The following is a 16691-nucleotide window of genomic DNA, read 5'->3' as shown; positions in this document are numbered from 1 at the left end:
CCCCGTGCCGACCGTATTGTCTTGGGGAGGATAGATGATGGACGCGCAAACCTTTGGCGCTTTCCTGTTGTGGCTGATCATTGCCGCGATCGTCGTGGTGATCGCCGTCTACATCTTGCGCTGGCTCTATCGCCGCTCGACCAAGGAGACGGCGTTCGTGCGCACCGGCTTCATGGGCGAGAAGGTGGTGGTGAATGGCGGCGCCTTCGTCATTCCGGTGCTGCACGAGATCACCCCGGTCAACATGAATGTGTTGCGCATCGAGGTGCGCCGCGAGGATGGTTTTGCGCTGATCACCAAAAACCGCATGCGCGTCGACCTGATCGCCGAGTTCTTCGTCCGCGTCGGCGCCAGCCGTGACCTGGTGGCCGCCGCCGCGCAGACGCTTGGCCGCCGCACGCTGCAGCCCGACAGCCTGCGCGAATTGCTGGAAGGCAAGTTCGCCGGCGCCCTGCGCACGGTCGCGGCCCAGATGACGCTCGAGGAGATGCACGAACTGCGCGGCGACTACGCCGCCAAGGTGCGCAGCCTCGCTTCGGAATCGCTCGCCGCCAACGGGCTCGAGCTGGAAAGCGTCGCCATCGTCGATCTCGACCAGACCAGCCTCGAATATTTCGACCCGTCCAACGCCTTCGACGCCGAGGGCCTGACGCAGCTGACGGAATCGATCGAGACCCGCCGCCGGATGCGCAACGAGATCGAGCAGCGCACGCTGGTCGATATCCGCAACCAGAACCTCGACACCCAGCGCAAGGTGCTGGAGATCGACCGCGACAGCGAATATGCCCGCCTCGAACAGGAACGCGAGGTCGAAATCCGCCGTGCCGCGCAACGTTCGGAGCTCGCCATCGAGCGCGCGCTGCGCGACCAGGAATCCGAGCAGGCGCAGCTTTCGTCGCGCGAAGCCGTCGAGAAGTCGCGCCTCAACCAGGAGCGAAACATCACCGAGGAGCGCATCAAGAGCGAGGAAGACACGCAGCGTCGCGAGATTGCACGGCGCCGTTCGCTCGACGAGACCGAGATGAAGATGCGTGAACTGACCGAGCGCGAGCAGATTGCGCTTGAACTGTCGCTGGAAAAGGCCCGCATCGAGCGGGAGGGCACGCAGAGCCAGCTCGAGATCGAGCGCAGGAAACTGCTCGAGGTCGCGGAACTGGAGCGTCAGATCGCGCTGGCTGAAAAGGCGCTGGAAGTGACGAAGGCCGAGGCGGAAAAGCGCCGCGCCGAGATCGTCGAGAACCAGGCAACCGAGACGGCGCGGATCGCGCAGGATCGCGCCATCGACGAGGTCAGGATCGCAAGGGAGCGTCACCTCGAAGCGCTGCAGATCGCCAAGCGTCAGGCTTTCGAGGAAGCCGAGATCTCGGCCGGCGAAGAGGTCGAGCGTGCCCGCATCACCACCGAGCGCGGCATCGAGGAGGCCCGGCTGATCAAGGATCGCGATATCAGGCAGCTTGGCGTCGACCGCGACCAGAAGATCGAGATCGCCGAAATCCAGAAGGCAATCGACATCGCCAAGAAGACGCAGGAGCGGTCCTCGGCCATAGCCGCTTCCGAAGCCGTCCGTGCCAAGGCCATCCAGGCCGAGGAACAGGCCTTCACCGCCCGCGAGCGCGAGATCGCCGAGCGCCGCAAGCTGACCGACCTGATCGGCGCGCAACGCGAAGCCGAACGTGACGCCTTGCGCATAGTCTCTGCCGCGGATGCCGAGATGAAGGCGGCAAAGAGCCTTGCCGAAGCGCAGAAGATCGCCGCCGTCGCCTCGGCCGAGTCGGAGAAGATCCACGCCCTTGCCGCCGCCCAGCGCTACGAAGTCGACGCCGCCGGTCATCGTCAGCTCAACGAGGCCGAGAACATCCTTTCGGAAGGCGCGCGGGCCGGCCGCTTGCGCGGCAAGCTGCTCGACCACATGGAAGGCATCATCCGCGAGAGCGTCAAGCCGATGGAGAAGATCGAGGGCATCAAGATCCTGCATGTCGACGGCATCAACGGTGGCACCGGCGGCAACCGCAACGTCACCGACGAGGTGATCGACTCGGCGCTGCGTTACCGCGTGCAGGCGCCGATGATCGACAATCTGATGAAGGAGATCGGCATCGAAGGCGGCTCGCTGGGCCGCATGACCGACGTGCTGCGCGATGCCAAGGATATCTCCAGCCTGACCCGCGACAAGAAGGGCAAGGGCAAGCCCGCCAAGGACGATGATGACGACCGCGATCACTGAGGTGAGGGCGGTGTTTCCTTGCGCTTCGTTGGGCCGTGCGGGACGATGTCTTGCGTCTGATTGCCGTGCTGCGTCGGTTTGCGATGATTGCCAAGTGGTTCCCCCATTCCGTCGCTGCTTCGCAGCGCCACCTCTCCCCCGTCGATCGGGGGAGAGGTGTCGACCGAAGCTCGACGGAGTGGGGGGCGAGCTGGCGCGGCGCGAGACAATGCATGCGCGGACTTCCATGCCTATAGCCGGCTTTCAAGCATGACCAGGGTCTATGTGTCCTCGGTCATTCCCGCGCCGGCGGCGGAAGTCTGGAAGCTCGTGCGCAACTTCAATGGTTTGCCGGGCTGGGCGCCTTTCGTCGCCGAGAGCCGCATCGAGCAGAACGCGCAGGCCGACCAGATCGGTTGCATCAGAAGTTTCACGCTGAAGGACGGCGGGCGGATACGTGAAAGGCTGCTGGCGCTGTCCGACTATGATCTATCCTGCAGCTACGCGATTCTCGAAAGCCCGATGGCGGTGGAGAATTATGTCGCCACCCTGTCGCTGACACCGATCACCGACGGCAATTTGACGCTCGCCGAATGGCAGGCCGAGTTCGACTGCGCCGCCGACCGCGAAGCTGCCCTGATGCATCAGATCGGCAATGCCGTGTTCCAGACCGCCTTGACCGCGTTGAAACACCGGTTCGGGCGCTGACGCGGCCCGATGGTCCAGGTTCGCCAGAGCACGATCATCGATGCGCCGATCGACGAGGTCTGGGCGATCCTGCGTGATTTCAACGGTCATGACCGCTGGCACCCGGCGATCTCGTTTAGTGAAATCGAAGGCGGCGAACCTGTCGATGCGGTCGGCGCGGTGCGCCATTTCCGGCTCGCCGACGGTGGTGAGTTGCGCGAGCAACTGTTGGCGCTGTCGGACAAGGATCATCGGTTGAGCTATTGCCTGCTCGAAGCGCCGCTGCCGCTGATGGGCTATGTCGCCTCGGTGCGGCTGAAGCCGGTGACCGATGGCAACGCGACCTTTTGGGAATGGCGTTCCGAATTCCACCCGCCGGCGCATCGCCGCGACGAACTGGTCAAGCTTGTCACCGAAGGCATCTATCAGGCCGGCTTCACGGCCGTGCGCAATCTCTTGCGACGCGGAAGCGTGGGCGCGCCGATCGACGCGAGACAATCGCGGGCGGCTGCAGCCCCGATGCCATCCGCAAGCGTGCCACGCGCGGTGTCAACGATTGCTCCGGGTCAGGCCGCGACGACCAAGGCAATCCTGGTCGAGCGTTATGGCGGACCGGAGGAGTTGCAGCTGAAAGAAATCGGATTGCCGCCACTGGGGCTGAACGAGGTGCGGATCCGTCATACGGTGATCGGCGTCAACTTCATCGACGTCTATTGCCGCACCGGCTTTTTCGACCTGTTGCAGCCGCCTGGCGTGCCGGGCATGGAGGCCGCAGGCGTCATCGAGGCGGTTGGCTCGGCGGTGTCGGGCTTTTCGGTCGGCGATCGCGTCGCCTATGCCTGCCCACCGGTTGGCGCGTATGCGGAGCGGCGCAACATGGCGCCCGAGCTGCTGGTTCATCTCTCGGACGATATTCCAGATGAAATTGCCGCTGCCGGCCTGCTCAAGGGCGTTGCGGCGAGTTTCCTGCTGCACGATGTCCATGTCGTGAAGCGCGGCGACATCGTCCTCGTCCATGCGGCGGCCGGCGGCATCGGCCAGTTGCTGGTGCAATGGGCCCGCCACCTCGGCGCGACGGTGATTGCCACGGTGTCGAGCGATGACAAGGCGCGGATCGTCGAGCGTCTCGGCGCGCACCATGTCATCGTCTACTCCCGCGAGAATTTCGCCGAGGCCGTCATGCGGCTGACCGCAGGCATGGGCGCCAATGTCGCTTATGACGCGGTCGGCAAGGACACCTTCGCCGGTTCGCTCGCGGCCCTCGCCGTGCGTGGCCATCTCGTCAGTTTCGGCCAGGCTTCGGGGCCGGTCGGCAATTGGGATATCGGCCGCTTCGCCTCCAGGTCGCTCACCATCTCGCGGCCCAACTACGCCCACTATACCGACACGCCGGAGAAGCTCGCGCCGCATGTCGCCAGGTTTTTCCAGGCCCTTCGCCAAGGCGTCGTCAGGGTCGAGGCGCCGACGCGGTACGATCTTGCCAACGCCGCCGACGCGCACCGCGATCTGGAATCCCGCCGCACGACGGGGGCCTTGGTTCTGCTGCCGGGGTAGTGATCGGCGGGTCAGCCGGTTGCGCTGGCGTAGATATCGAGAACCTGTGTCACGCTGCGGATCAGCAGGTCCCTGGCCCTTGGCGCGACGGACCCGTTCGCCACCGCGCCGTCGAGATGGCCAAGGTACTGGCTGATGAGGGGTGGGGGGATGTCGCGGTCGCCGAGCGCCTGCATCAGCGCGTCCGTGGCTTGCCGCGCCACCGGTGCCGGCCAGTAGTAGCGGATGCGGTCGCTGTAGGAGAAATGGCGTTCTATCCGCTGCTCGGCCTCGGAGCCGTGGTAATAATTCTTCCAGTTGGCGGGCGCTGCCTGCATGGCGCGCTCCATGGCCGCCGGCAGGCCTTCGCGCGCCGCATCGGGAGCGAGGATATCGGCGATGTGGCTCAGACCATAGAGCGCCTCGCGCAGGGCGAAGGTCAGCCATGGCCCGACCTTGAGGATGGCAAAGCCATTGTCGACCAGCGCGGTCAGCGCCGCGACCGGCTGGTAGTCCGTCGAGTGAGCCTCGAAGACGAATTGCGGCAGGTCCCGCAGCGTTCCGGCCAGGGCGCCGGCGCGTTCCGGCCGGTAGGCGATCACCTCGGCATTGCCGAATTCGACGCCCGGCTGCACGACGACGCCGATCGCGCGCGCAAAAGCCTGGTCGAGGCCACGGCGGCTGAAAGCCTGCCGGTGGATGCGTACCGTCTCCAGGGCCGCCTCCGGCGTCGTCACCGCCAGATGGTCCAGCGCCTCGAAGGCACCGCCAGGCACCGGCACTTCCGTGCCGATGACGTAGACAGGTTTGGCGCCGCCCGCTCGTTCGGTCGCGGCCTCGGCCACCGCGGCCAGTTCGGCCGCGCGCGCGGCAATCGTCGCGTCGGGCGGTGCGGCACCCTCGCCGGCGCAGCCCATGCTGGCGTCGAGATGGATCTTGGTGAAGCCGGCTTCCGCATAGGCCTCGACCATGCCCGCGGCCTTCTGCATGGCCTCCGGCGCGGGCAGGTGCTTCCAGGGATTGGGCCCGAGATGGTCGCCGCCAAGCACGAGCCTGTCCAGGGGAAAGGCGACCTTGCCGGCGATCGCCTCGACGAAGCGACGGAAGTCCCCGGGAGTCATGCCGGTATAGCCGCCCTCGTGGTTGACCTGGTTGCAGGTGGCCTCGATCAGCACGTCGGCGTCGCGCGCCTTGCCGTGGCGTAGCGCCGCCTCGATGACGAGCGGATGGGCCGAGCAGATCGACGCGATGCCGCTGCGCTCGCCGGCCGCGCGTCGCGTCGCGATCGCAGCCAGCCTGTCCGTCGCCTGGCTCACGCCGTCTCTCCGGTCTCGGCCGTCTCGATGAAGGCCTCGACGGCGGCAAGGGAGGCTATGCCCTCCATCGGCCCCTTCTTCGTGACCGCCAGTGCGCCGCAGCCATTGGCGATTCTAAGCGCCTTCTCTGGCGTCGCCCCGCGCAGCCAGAAGGAGACAAAGGCGGCGGCAAAACAGTCGCCGGCGCCGGTCGGGTCGATTTCGTCGACGACGAATCCGGGCGACGCGGTGCGTCCGGCCTGGTCGTAGTGAACGGCGCCTTGCGCCCCCTTCTTGATGACCACCGTCGAGATGCCGCGTTCCAGCATTTCGCGCACCGCGCCTTCCTCGTCGGTCGCCCTGGCGAAGATGAACAGTTCCGGCCCGCTCGGCAGGAACAGATCCGTCTTGGAGAGCACGAAATGCAAGGCTTCGCGCAGGCCCGGCAAATCGAGCATTTCCTTGCGGATGTTGGGGTCGAAGGAGACCGTGCCGCCGCGCGCCTTGACGGCTTCGATCCCGGTGCGCGCCACCGCGATCGTTTCCGGCGAGAACAGCGAGGTGCCCATGATGTGAAAATGGTCGGCGCCGGCCAGCAGCGCGCGCGCCTCGGTGCCGATCTCGATCAAGCCGGCAGCGCTTTGCTTGATATTGTAGACGAAATGCCGGCTTCCATCCGTCTCGTAGGTAACGAAGGCGGTTCCCGTGGCGGCGCCGCGATGCACCTTGATGGCCGAGATGTCGGCGCCGTCGGCGCGCAGGCGCTCGATGTTCAAATGGCCGAAATCGTCATCGCCGACCGCGGCGATCAGGCCAGCCGGCTGGCCAAGCCGCGCTGCCTGGTCGATGAAAATGGCCGGTGCGCCGGATGGAAACGGGCCGACGAGTGGCCCGGGAGCAAGGAAACTCTGGCCGATCCGCTCGGCCATGATCTCGACCAGGATCTCGCCGGCGCAAACCAGTTTCTTCATGTCCTCACCATTCGCCGGATGGCATCGGGCTCGCGGCCGGATGCGAAGCGTCATGTTGCGTCTTGTCGCTTTCTCGAAGCCTATGTCGTCAGTTTTAGAGCGTCAATAAATAATTTGACGCACGTAATGTTTTTACGCTGTATTGGGAAACGTGAAAATTTGACTGAATAAGTTCGGTCAAGCATTGCCGCTTCCGGGCAACGGCCGCATGACTGGTGACGGCCGGATCGTCCCGGTCGGCGATTGTGGCAAGAGGACCTGAAAGATCGAATGGCGGAGAAGACGCACCGCACGATGGATGACTTCGCCCAGGCATGTGGCGTGTCCCGCCCGACGCTGTCGAAGTATTTTGACGATCCGGCGAGCGTGAAGCCGGCGACGCGGGCACGCATCGAAGCCGCCCTGCGTTCCTCGGACTACCAGCCGAACCTTTTCGCCCGCAACCTCAACCGCAAGCGCACCCGCAACATCGGCATCGTCGTGCCGACGATCACCGATCCGTTCTATGCCGAGATGGTCAGCCGCATCGAATTTCGCTGCCGCGACGAAGGCTATTGGCCGATCGTCATCTCCTCGCACGGCTCGCCGAAGTTGGAAGCGGAATCGGTCAGGACGCTGTTGTCACTGAAGGTCGCCGGCGCGATCATCGCGCCGCTGGGCCTGGCCTCCGACCGCAGCGTTTTCGACAAGCTCGGACAGGACATTCCGATCGTCTATTTCGACACCTATATCGAGGGCGATACGCCATTTGTCGGCAACGACAACCGGCAGAGCGTGTCGACCATCGTCGACTATCTGTGCCGGTCGGGCGAGCCGCCGGCCTATCTCGACATTCCACATGTCAACCACAACTCCGGCGAACGGCAGGAAAGCTACATCATCGCGATGGAGACGGCCGGGTTCGAGCCAGTCGTCATCGAGGCGGCGCGCGATTACACCTGGGACTTCGAACGCGTCGGCTACGAGCAGATGGAAACGATGCTGGAGACCGGCACCTTGCCTGGCCGCACCATACTGTGCGCCAACGATCGCCTGGCCTTCGGCGTGATGTCGGCTGCGTTCTCGCGCGGCCTGAAGATCGGCCGCAGGCCCGACTGCGATCTGCGCGTTGCCGCGCATGACGATCATCCGTTGAGCCGCTACACCTGTCCGGCGCTGACCACCATGGCGCAGGATTTCGCCGCCATGGCTGGCCGTAGCGTCGAGATACTGCTGGCGCTTCTGGACGAAGCCAACCTGCCAAGGCAAGGCATCGAACGCACGGTCAAGCTCGATGCCACCCTGGTGATGCGTCAGTCGGCTTGAGCAGCCGACGCCAGCGAATCCCGTTCGAATCGGCGCCAGGCAGCCACGCCTTCGGCCACCACTTGCCGCGCGGCGGGGATATGGCGTCCCATCGAGACGAAGCCATGGATCTGGCCCGGCCATTGCCGCAGGATCACCGGAACGCCTGCGGCCTGCAGACGCTTGCCATAGGCTGCCCCTTCGTCGGCAAGGATGTCGCAGCCGGCAAGCGCCACGAAAGCCGGGGCGACGCCGGCGAGATCAGGCGCCAGCAATGGCGAGACGCGCCAGTCCATGATGTCGTCGGGCGTTCGTACATAGTGGTCGCGAAACCATGCCATGGTGGCGGCCGTAAGCCCGAAGCCGTCGCCGAAACGCCGGTAACTGTCGGCCGTCTGCCGCGCATCGGTGTTGGGATAGATCAGGATCTGCGCGGCAAGCGACGGCGCCAGCCCGTAGCGAGCCAGCAGCGCCAGCACGGCGGCGAGATTGCCGCCGGCGCTGTCGCCGGCAACGCCGATGCGTGTCCGGTCAACGCCGAGTTCGGCGGCGTTCTCCGCCATGAAGCGGAGCGTTGCCCGGGCATCCTCTAGCCCGGCGGGAAATTTGTGTTCCGGCGCCAGGCGATAATCGGGACAGACAACAACGGCGCCGCCGAGATTGGCCAGCCACCGGCAGATCTCGTCATGCGAATCGAGATTGCCGATGACCCAGCCGCCGCCATGCAGATAGAGCAGCGCCGGCGCCCCGCTTTGTGGCGCGTCGATGCCGCGATGGATGCGGATCGTGACAGGACCGCTCGGCCCGTCGATCTGCTGCTCCAAGGTCGTTGCGACCGACTCGTGCTCGCCCTGCAGCGTCGGGAACGAAGCGTTGTAGGCGGCGCGCGCCGCCGCCACGCTACCGTTCTCGAATGGCTCACCGCCGGCCGCACGGCCGATTTCGAGGACGCGCAGCGCATCCGGGTCGAGTGTCATCGTCATATCCTCAGGCCAGCAGGCTGCTTGCCTCGTCCTCGGTCAGCAGGGCCGGCTGGATGACATCGCCCGCGATGGCGACCGAACCCTGTGTTTCACCGGAACGCAGGATAGCCTCAATGATTTCCAGCACGTGCAGCGCCAGATTGCCAGAGGCGCGGGGCGTGTTGCCGGTTTGGAGCGAGCGCACCAGATCGGCGACGCCGAGCATGCGGTAGTTGGCGCGATCGGGCGCCGCATAAGGCCAGTTGCGGGCGCCATAGAGTTCGCCTTCGCTGGCGAAATCCTTCCACTCGGCGCCGCGTTCGGAGAGCGAGACAGTGCCGCCGAATGTGTCGGGGTCGGGCAGCCGCAGCGAGCCTTCCGTGCCGTGCAGCTCGATCGGGTGGTTGGAGTGGCGAAAGACATCCCAGGAGGCGCCGAAGGTGACGGTCGCGCCGCAACGGAATTCAAGCAGTGACAAGACGTTGGTCGGCGTGCCGACCTTGAATGTGGTGTTCTTGAATGGCCCCTCGGCGGTGATCAGCCGTTCCTCCTGGCCGCGCGTCGCCATCGCCATGACCCGCTCGACCGGACCGAGCAGGTTGACCAGCATGGTCAGATAGTAAGGGCCCATGTCGAACACCGGTCCGCCGCCCGGCTGGTAGTAGAACTGCGGGTTGGGGTGCCAGTGCTCCATGCCGCGGCCCATCATGAAGGCCGTGCCGGTGACCGGGCGGCCGATGGCGCCGTCGTCCATGAGCCGGCGCGCACGGCGTCCGGCGGCGCCAAGGAAGGTGTCGGGGGCCGAGCCGAGCAGCAGGCCGCGCTTTGCCGCCTCCGCCACCAGGCGGCGCCCGTCGCTGGCCGAAGTTGCCAACGGCTTTTCGGTGAAGACGTGCTTGCCTGCCGAAAGCGCCGAAAACGAAATGTCGAAATGCGCCGCCGGAATGGTCAGGTTGAGGACAAGATCGATCTCGGGGTCGGCCAGCAGCGCATCGACGCCGAGCGCCTGGATGCCATATTCCTTCGCCCGCACCGCCGCCATGTCGGCCGAGATATCAGCGCAGGCGCGCAACTCGATCCCGCCGAAGAGCGCGGCATTGCGCAGATAAGTCATCGAGATATTGCCGCATCCGATGACGCCGATCCCGAGCTTCGTCTTTGATCTTCCGTGCATTTTTGATCGTACCTCCCCAACGCGGTCATGGTCTGCCGAATCCATTGCGGCGGCAACGGATCGCCTTCGAAAAGCGCTATACAACATTTTAAATATTGACGCGCGTAAAATTTTTATACAACATGCGAAAATGCTGGCGCGTTATCGGGAGGCTGCCAGCCCTGGGAGGAGAAAATGACAGACCTGAAAAACGGCCGGGCGCCGATGCGAATCCCATGGGTCATGCGCGCATTGAATATTGCCGTCGCGGCCAGGGATCTCGACGGGGTCAGGCATAGATCACCTTGACCCCGGTCCTATCAAGCTGGCCGCGTATCGGGCCGGACAGGCCATCGTCGGTGATCACGACATCGACGCTCGACAGCGAAAATGCCTTGGAGGTCCCGCTGACGCCCCATTTGCTCGAATCCGCAAGGAGGACAACGCGCCGGGCCATGCGCACGAGGTTTCGCTTCGTTCGCGCCATGTCTTCGTTCACGTCGACCACATCCAGGGATGAGTCAATCGCATGCGCTCCAACAAAGACCTGATGCGCTACCAAACCGCCGAGAGCCGTGTCGGCATCGGTGATCAGCGTGCTCACCGTGTCTGGATAGACCCGGCCACCGATCATGTGAACGTCGAGCCCGGGCCGATGCATCAGATGCTGCACGATATTCATCGCCGTGGCCGCGACCACGACATTGCTGAGCGGCGGTAACAGCATGGCAACCTGCATCAATGTCGAGCCGCCGTCGAAGATGACCGACTGGTTGTCCTCGAACAGTTCTATCGCTGCCCGGGCGATGCGTTTCTTTGCATCGAGGTTCGTTTGCATCCGCCGGGCGAACGCGGCCGTGGTCGAATCCGTGGTCCGGGTCACCGCCCCTCCACGGGTCTTGGTCAGCAGTCCCTTGCGGTCCAGTATCTCGAGGTCGGAGCGCACCGTGACTTCCGACACGCCAAAATCGTCTGACAGGTCCTTGATGCGAACCTGTCCGCTGCGTTGCACTTCACCCAGGATCGATTGGCGTCTCTGCTCTGACAACATTTCCCTGTCCTTGCCTCCATGCGCCAAGCGATCGCCCTGGCCTCGGTTCACTCTACCAAAAATACGGGAATTCGAAAGCTTTCGAAAGATTGCATTTATCCTTTCTTTCGCAAACACTGGGTCCGGGATTTTGAAATCAATCGATTGGAGAGTTTTGGACTCATGAGCCTCGGAACCAAGGTGCGCCTGGCGCGCCTCTTCTCACATCCATCGGGGAATCTTTTTGGCGGCGCGGTCGATCACTTTGTCGGCTATGGCGACGTGCGCAAAGGAGGTCTTGCCGACCTGCCGGGCGCGCTTGCACGCGTCATGGTGGGCAAACCCGATTACGTCAGCATCCAGCCTGGCACCGCACGCCATCTGTGGCCGCAATACGCGGGCAAGGCGTCCCTGGTGATCCAGGCCGGCTGCTTCACCCCAGACGATCGCATCAGTGAACTGATTGCAACGCCCGAGGATGCGGTGCGCGCTGGCGCCGATGCGTTGGCCGTGGCCATTCCGGTGCGCGGCGCGACCGAGGGCAAATACATACGCTGGCTGACCGATTCGGTGAATGCGGCGGCCCGTTACGGCATGCCGGTGGTGGCGCATATCTACCCTCGCGATTTCGCCGACGGGGCAAAAATCGTCTTCACCCCCGACGAGATCGCCTATGCGGCGCGCATCGGCTACGAGTCCGGCGTCGACGTGATCAAGATCGGCTACACGGGCGATTTCGAGTCGTTCCGAGAGACCGTTCGGACCTGCCCGGTGCCGGTCGTGATCGCGGGTGGTCCGAAGACGGATACGCTGCTCGGCGCGCTTCAGCAGACGGCGGACGCCATCCGGGCCGGCGCGCGCGGTGCCGTGGTGGGCCGCAATCTCTGGGGGCATGGCGATCCGGAAAAGGCAGCGATTGCCTTTCGGGGCGTCATCCATGACGGCCTTTCGGCGCAAGACGCCCTGGCGAAGGCGGGTGCCTGATCGATGCCCACCGTCCCTTCAATCCTCGGCTTCGGAGCTATTGCGATCGACGACATCGTCTATGTCGATCAGCCGTTGTCGGCAGGCAAAGGGAAGGTTCTTGAAAGTGCCCGGGCGTTCGGGGGAAATGTCGCGACGGCGCTTGCCACCGTCGCACGGCTCGGCGGAAGCGCCGGGTTCGTCGGATGGCTGGGCAGTGCCGCCGACGACGCCGTGCTGTGTGATCTCATTGAGAGCGGTGTTGAAACCGCGTTCGCGCCGCGCCACGCCGACGCGCGCCCGGTGCGCTCGCGGATCACCGTCGGTTCGGATGGGGAGCGGTTCATCGCGTATGACGACGAAGCGATGCTGGGCACCGCGCCGGACTTTCCGGACGAGGTTCTCAGCCGCGCGACCGTCCTGATCGTCGATAGCTATGCGATCCGGTCGCTGGATGTCGTGGCTCGGGCTCGCGATCTCGGCCTTGCGATCCTCGGCGATATCGAATGGAGCGGCGGCCCGGCCACGGAGCGGCTGATCGCGCTCTGCGACCATCTCATTCTTCCACTCGGCTTTGCGCGGACTGCCACGGGGTGCCGATCGCCCGCCGAGATGCTCGATGCATTGTGGTTGCCGTCGCGGTCCGCCGTGGTTCTGACCGATGGTGGCAGGGGCGTGTACTATCGCGGACGCGATGAGAAAGGGCTCTGGCACCTGCCTCCACACCGGGTTGTCGTCGTCGACTCGACCGGTGCCGGTGACTGCTTTCATGGCGCCTATGCCCATGCATTGACGCGCGGTGCCGACACCGCCGGCCGGGTGGCATTCGCTGCCGCGGCGGCGGCCCTTTCGATAACGGGGCGTGGCGGGCGCGAGGCGCTTCCGACCGACGACCAGGTAACGGAACTCCTGGCGTCGACGAACGCGCCGTCGGCAGTCGAACTGAAATATGCGCAACTCGATACCGGAACATAGTCGAACTATCCGAGGAAGTATTTCGCAGGTGAAGATAAGCCCAGGATAATCATAAAAATCAGTGGCTTATACTTGTGGAGGGAGGAATATGGCGGAAGTCGTTCTTGAAAATATCTGCAAGACATACGGGAACAATTTTCACGCAATCGACCAATTGAACCTGTCGGTCGAGGATGGCGAGTTCTTGATTCTCGTCGGGCCGTCCGGCTGTGGCAAATCGACCGCGTTGCGGATGATCGCGGGATTGGAGGACGTCACCAGTGGCAGCCTTCGGATCGGCGGTACCGACGTCGTCGACATGCCGCCCAAGGACCGCGACATCGCGATGGTCTTCCAGAGCTACGCCCTCTACCCGCATATGACGGTGTTCGAAAACATCGGCTTTTCGATGCGGCTGGCAGGCAAGCCGAAGGCCGAACGCAAGAAGCGCGTCGACGAGATCGCCAAGACCCTTCAACTGACGTCTCTGCTGGACAGCAAACCCGCCAACCTTTCCGGCGGACAGCGTCAAAGGGTTGCCATGGGCCGCGCCATGGTGCGCGAGCCGGCAGCCTTTCTCATGGACGAACCCCTTTCCAATCTGGACGCGAAACTGCGCGTGCAGATGCGCGCCGAAATCACCCGCCTGCAAAAGCAGCTCGGCGTGACGACCATTTACGTGACCCACGACCAGACCGAAGCGATGACGATGGGGGACAGGGTCGCCGTGCTGAAGGGCGGCGTGCTGCAGCAGGTCGACACACCCAAGAGGCTCTACGAATCGCCGGTGAACGCCTTCGTTGCCGGCTTTATCGGTTCTCCCTCGATGAACCTTTTCGAGGCGACCATGACGGGCGGCGAACTGATGTCCGGCGCCTTTGCGATTCGGCTGCAGGATGCAGCTTTCGTGCGCAGGCCGGGTTTGAAGTCGTATGCGGAGCGCAAGGTCGTGTTCGGGATACGACCGGAGGATCTCTATGACAGCAGCCTCGAATCCGGCCGCAAGTATCAGACGATACCGGCAAAGGTGACCTCGATCGAAGAACTCGGGTCGGAACATATCGTCCATCTGAACATCGACGCGGTCAGGGTGGACTCCGGCGACCCCGACGCGGTGCAGGATTTCGGCCTGACGTCGAATGCGGTGGCGAGATTCGAACCGGACAGCACAGTCCGCTCCGGTTCGGAAATCCGGTTGGCCCTGGATGATACCAAGCTCCATTTCTTCGATCCCGAGACGCATCTGGCGATCTGAAGAATTGTGGCAGAGCCCGCAGGCGAGGGCGAGGCGCCTACGAAGTACTCGTAAGAAGACTTCTGAATGAAGCAGACGATCGGCTGCATTGTGCGGTCGATCCCAAAGAAGGAGGAGAAGAAATGACGTTTCGGATAAAGCCCGCGATGCTGAAAATAGCCGCGGCAGCATGGTTGCTTGGCGCAACCGCGGCTATGGCGGACACCACGCTGGAATTCACCCAATGGTGGGAGCCTGAACTGCCCGCTGGCTCCTTGCGGAAAATCATGGACGATTTCGAGGCCGCGAATCCCGGCATCAAGGTGACGCTGGTCAGCGGCCCCTATGCGACCACGCGAGACCAGATCTCGGTTGGTGCTGCAACCGGAACGCTCAGCGACGTCGTCGGGCTCGACGGCGCCTGGGTGAACAATCTGAATGCGCAGGGTGCGCTCGCCGACATGAACCCGATGATGGATGCGAGCAAGTTCGACAAAGCCCAAGTCGCGGACATCATCAAGGTAGACGGCAAGGCGGTGATGTTTCCCGTCGCTTCCTTCGTCTATCCGGTCTTCGTGAATTTGGACCTCGCCGCCCAGGCTGGCGTAACCAAACTGCCGTCGACCCGTGCGGAGTTTCTCGAAGCCGCCAAGAAGATGACGCACGCCGACAAGAACCAGTATGGCTGGGTGCTGCCCCTGTCGCTGCAAACACCATCCGGCGTCCAGAACGACATGATGTCGTGGGTTTGGGCTTCGGGGCAGTCGATGATGGCGAACGGCAAGCCGGACCTTGAGGGCAAACCGGTGGTGGATATGCTCACCTTCGTCAAATCACTCAACGACGCCGGCACCATCTCGCCCGGCATCGCCACCAAGACCGAGCAGGAAAAGGTCGAGGAATTCGTCAACGACCGCGTCGGGATGATGATCGACTCTCTCGCGCATGTGAACCTCATCCGCAAGCGCAATCCCAAGCTGAACTTCGACCTCATCCCGGTCCCGGTCGTGGAAAACTATACTGGCAAGCGCGGCCTTCCCTATGCCTCCTGGGGCATCGGCATCTCCGCTGCCTCGAAACATCAGGAGGAGGCCTGGAAACTCGTCCAATATCTGATGAGTGAAAAGGTGAACGCCAAGCTCGTGTCGCTTGCAAACGCCTTCCCGGGTAACGTCAACGCCAAGCCCGATTTCGTGACCTCGGACAAGGCTTTCGCCAAGGCTTTTGAAATCTTCAAGACCGGTTATCTCGCCAATGAGTTCACGGGCCTGCCGGTGGCTGAAGACCTGATGACCCAGTTCGACGTGCAAGCCCAGAAGATGCTCGCCGGCGAGCAGTCTCCGGAACAAGCCGCCGCCGCCGCTCAGAAGGGCTGGATGGCGAAATTCTGATCGGCCTGTTCCCGTTTCTTCGACCGGGTGGCCTGACTTCGGGCAGGCCACCCGGCAACAACGGATCGGCAATTTGAGATGGACCTGTTTTTGAAGCTTACCTTCTCATGAAGGCGTATCCCAAGGTTGGCACATGACCCGGCAAAAGCGCTCCCACCACAAGCTGAAACGAGCGGTCGCACCCTATCTCTATCTGTCGCCATCGCTGCTCATAATCGGGCTTCTGATGCTGCTGCCGATGGTGACGGTGATTGCCTACTCGTTCCAGAACAGCGCGGTGCTGCGTCGTGACCCATCCTTTGCCGGGCTGAAACATTACCAGGCGATCTTCGACGACCCGGTCTTCTGGGCTTCACTGTGGCACACGCTCTACTTCACATGCATGAGCGTCATTTTCCACATGACCATCGGCATGGTGTTCGCGCTCATGCTGAACAGCGACCGCATCAATCCGACACTGCGCAATATTCTGCGCGTGCTCTACATACTGCCCTGGCTGTTCACCGCGGTGATCATCGCCGTGATCTGGCGCCTCCTGCTCGAGCCGAACGGCGTCGTGAATAGCATTCTCATGCAATTGGGCATCATCGGTTCCAAGGTCGAGTGGTTTTCCTCGCCCGAGACTGCGCTGCACGCCGTCACCTTCGCCAACATCTGGGCGGGCTATCCGCTCTTCATGGTCAGCCTGCTCGCGGGTTTGCAGGGCATTCCCAAGGATTTCTACGAGGCCGCCGATATCGACGGAGCAAAAGCCTACCAGAAGCTGATTTTCATCACCATCCCGCAGCTGATGCCGATCATCATCAGCATCTCGCTGCTCGACTTCATCTGGACCATGCAGGTCTTCCCGTTGATCTGGATAACGACGGGCGGCGGCCCGATCTACTCGACCGAGGTCCTCAGCACCTACACCTACAAGCTGGCGTTTTCGAGCTACAACCTGTCACAGGCGTCGGCGAGCGCCGTGGTCATCCTGCTGATCTCCCTCGGCCTGACGCTGTTCTACATCCGTTATCAAAAGGCTCGGTAGT

The 16691-nt window shown here is 63.4% G+C and carries 14 protein-coding genes; 9 read left to right on the top strand and 5 right to left on the bottom strand.

Annotated features, from left to right (window positions below; translation table 11 throughout):
• The first annotated feature begins 34 nt into the window (after positions 1 to 34).
• From AC56QP_RS07800 to AC56QP_RS07790, 3 genes are all read left to right on the top strand, one after another.
• Positions 35 to 2224 carry a flotillin family protein gene (locus tag AC56QP_RS07800; protein ID WP_489860234.1) on the top strand — a complete coding sequence of 730 codons (2190 nt, stop codon included), beginning with the start codon at positions 35 to 37 and terminating at the stop codon, positions 2222 to 2224.
• A gap of 249 nt (positions 2225 to 2473) precedes the next feature.
• Positions 2474 to 2911 carry an SRPBCC family protein gene (locus tag AC56QP_RS07795; protein WP_489860235.1) on the top strand — a complete coding sequence of 146 codons (438 nt, stop codon included), beginning with the start codon at positions 2474 to 2476 and terminating at the stop codon, positions 2909 to 2911.
• A 9-nt stretch (positions 2912 to 2920) separates the two neighbouring features.
• The gene (locus tag AC56QP_RS07790; protein ID WP_489860236.1) at positions 2921 to 4444 is read left to right on the top strand and encodes an SRPBCC family protein; all 1524 of its coding nucleotides are present in this window, start codon (positions 2921 to 2923) and stop codon (positions 4442 to 4444) included.
• 11 nt (positions 4445 to 4455) lie between these two features.
• Here AC56QP_RS07790 and AC56QP_RS07785 read toward each other — a convergent pair whose 3' ends face one another.
• Positions 4456 to 5739 carry a D-tagatose-bisphosphate aldolase, class II, non-catalytic subunit gene (locus AC56QP_RS07785; protein WP_489860237.1) on the bottom strand — a complete coding sequence of 428 codons (1284 nt, stop codon included), beginning with the start codon at positions 5737 to 5739 and terminating at the stop codon, positions 4456 to 4458.
• Entirely contained in the window at positions 5736 to 6689 is a 954-nt protein-coding gene (locus AC56QP_RS07780) for a tagatose kinase (protein WP_489860238.1), read from the bottom strand. Before AC56QP_RS07780 ends, AC56QP_RS07785 begins: the two co-directional genes overlap by 4 nt.
• A 270-nt stretch (positions 6690 to 6959) precedes the next feature.
• Between AC56QP_RS07780 and AC56QP_RS07775 the strand changes: the two genes are divergently transcribed.
• The gene (locus AC56QP_RS07775; RefSeq protein ID WP_489860239.1) at positions 6960 to 7994 is read left to right on the top strand and encodes a LacI family DNA-binding transcriptional regulator; all 1035 of its coding nucleotides are present in this window, start codon (positions 6960 to 6962) and stop codon (positions 7992 to 7994) included.
• Here AC56QP_RS07775 and AC56QP_RS07770 read toward each other — a convergent pair.
• From AC56QP_RS07770 to AC56QP_RS07760, 3 genes are all read right to left on the bottom strand, one after another.
• Positions 7982 to 8950 (bottom strand): alpha/beta hydrolase, encoded by a 969-nt coding sequence (locus AC56QP_RS07770; protein ID WP_489860240.1) that lies wholly within the window; start codon positions 8948 to 8950, stop codon positions 7982 to 7984. The two genes, AC56QP_RS07775 and AC56QP_RS07770, sit on opposite strands and share 13 nt — an antisense overlap.
• A gap of 10 nt (positions 8951 to 8960) precedes the next feature.
• Entirely contained in the window at positions 8961 to 10109 is a 1149-nt protein-coding gene (locus AC56QP_RS07765) for a Gfo/Idh/MocA family protein (RefSeq protein WP_489860241.1), read from the bottom strand.
• 268 nt (positions 10110 to 10377) lie between these two features.
• Complete coding sequence (locus tag AC56QP_RS07760; protein ID WP_489860242.1) at positions 10378 to 11139, bottom strand: DeoR/GlpR family DNA-binding transcription regulator; 762 nt, start codon at positions 11137 to 11139, stop codon at positions 10378 to 10380.
• 162 nt (positions 11140 to 11301) lie between these two features.
• Between AC56QP_RS07760 and AC56QP_RS07755 the strand changes: the two genes are divergently transcribed.
• The 5 genes from AC56QP_RS07755 to AC56QP_RS07735 all read left to right on the top strand — a co-directional run bounded on the left by AC56QP_RS07755 (position 11302) and on the right by AC56QP_RS07735 (position 16690).
• On the top strand, positions 11302 to 12102 hold the full coding sequence (locus AC56QP_RS07755; RefSeq protein ID WP_489863657.1) for a beta/alpha barrel domain-containing protein: 801 nt from the start codon (positions 11302 to 11304) through the stop codon (positions 12100 to 12102).
• Between the two features lie 3 nt (positions 12103 to 12105).
• Complete coding sequence (locus AC56QP_RS07750) at positions 12106 to 13056, top strand: PfkB family carbohydrate kinase (RefSeq protein ID WP_489860243.1); 951 nt, start codon at positions 12106 to 12108, stop codon at positions 13054 to 13056.
• An 88-nt stretch (positions 13057 to 13144) separates the two neighbouring features.
• Positions 13145 to 14290, top strand: coding sequence for an ABC transporter ATP-binding protein (locus AC56QP_RS07745; RefSeq protein ID WP_489860244.1), 1146 nt, complete (start codon positions 13145 to 13147; stop codon positions 14288 to 14290).
• Positions 14291 to 14412: 122 nt separating this feature from the next.
• Positions 14413 to 15660 (top strand): ABC transporter substrate-binding protein, encoded by a 1248-nt coding sequence (locus tag AC56QP_RS07740; RefSeq protein WP_489860245.1) that lies wholly within the window; start codon positions 14413 to 14415, stop codon positions 15658 to 15660.
• Between the two features lie 133 nt (positions 15661 to 15793).
• Entirely contained in the window at positions 15794 to 16690 is an 897-nt protein-coding gene (locus AC56QP_RS07735) for a carbohydrate ABC transporter permease (protein WP_013896871.1), read from the top strand.
• The last annotated feature ends 1 nt before the right edge of the window (position 16691 follow it).

This window comes from Mesorhizobium sp. RCAM 05104 (genome assembly GCF_059683645.1).
Note: the sequence above shows the minus strand (reverse complement) of the source record. Positions and strands in the feature narration are given on the sequence as shown.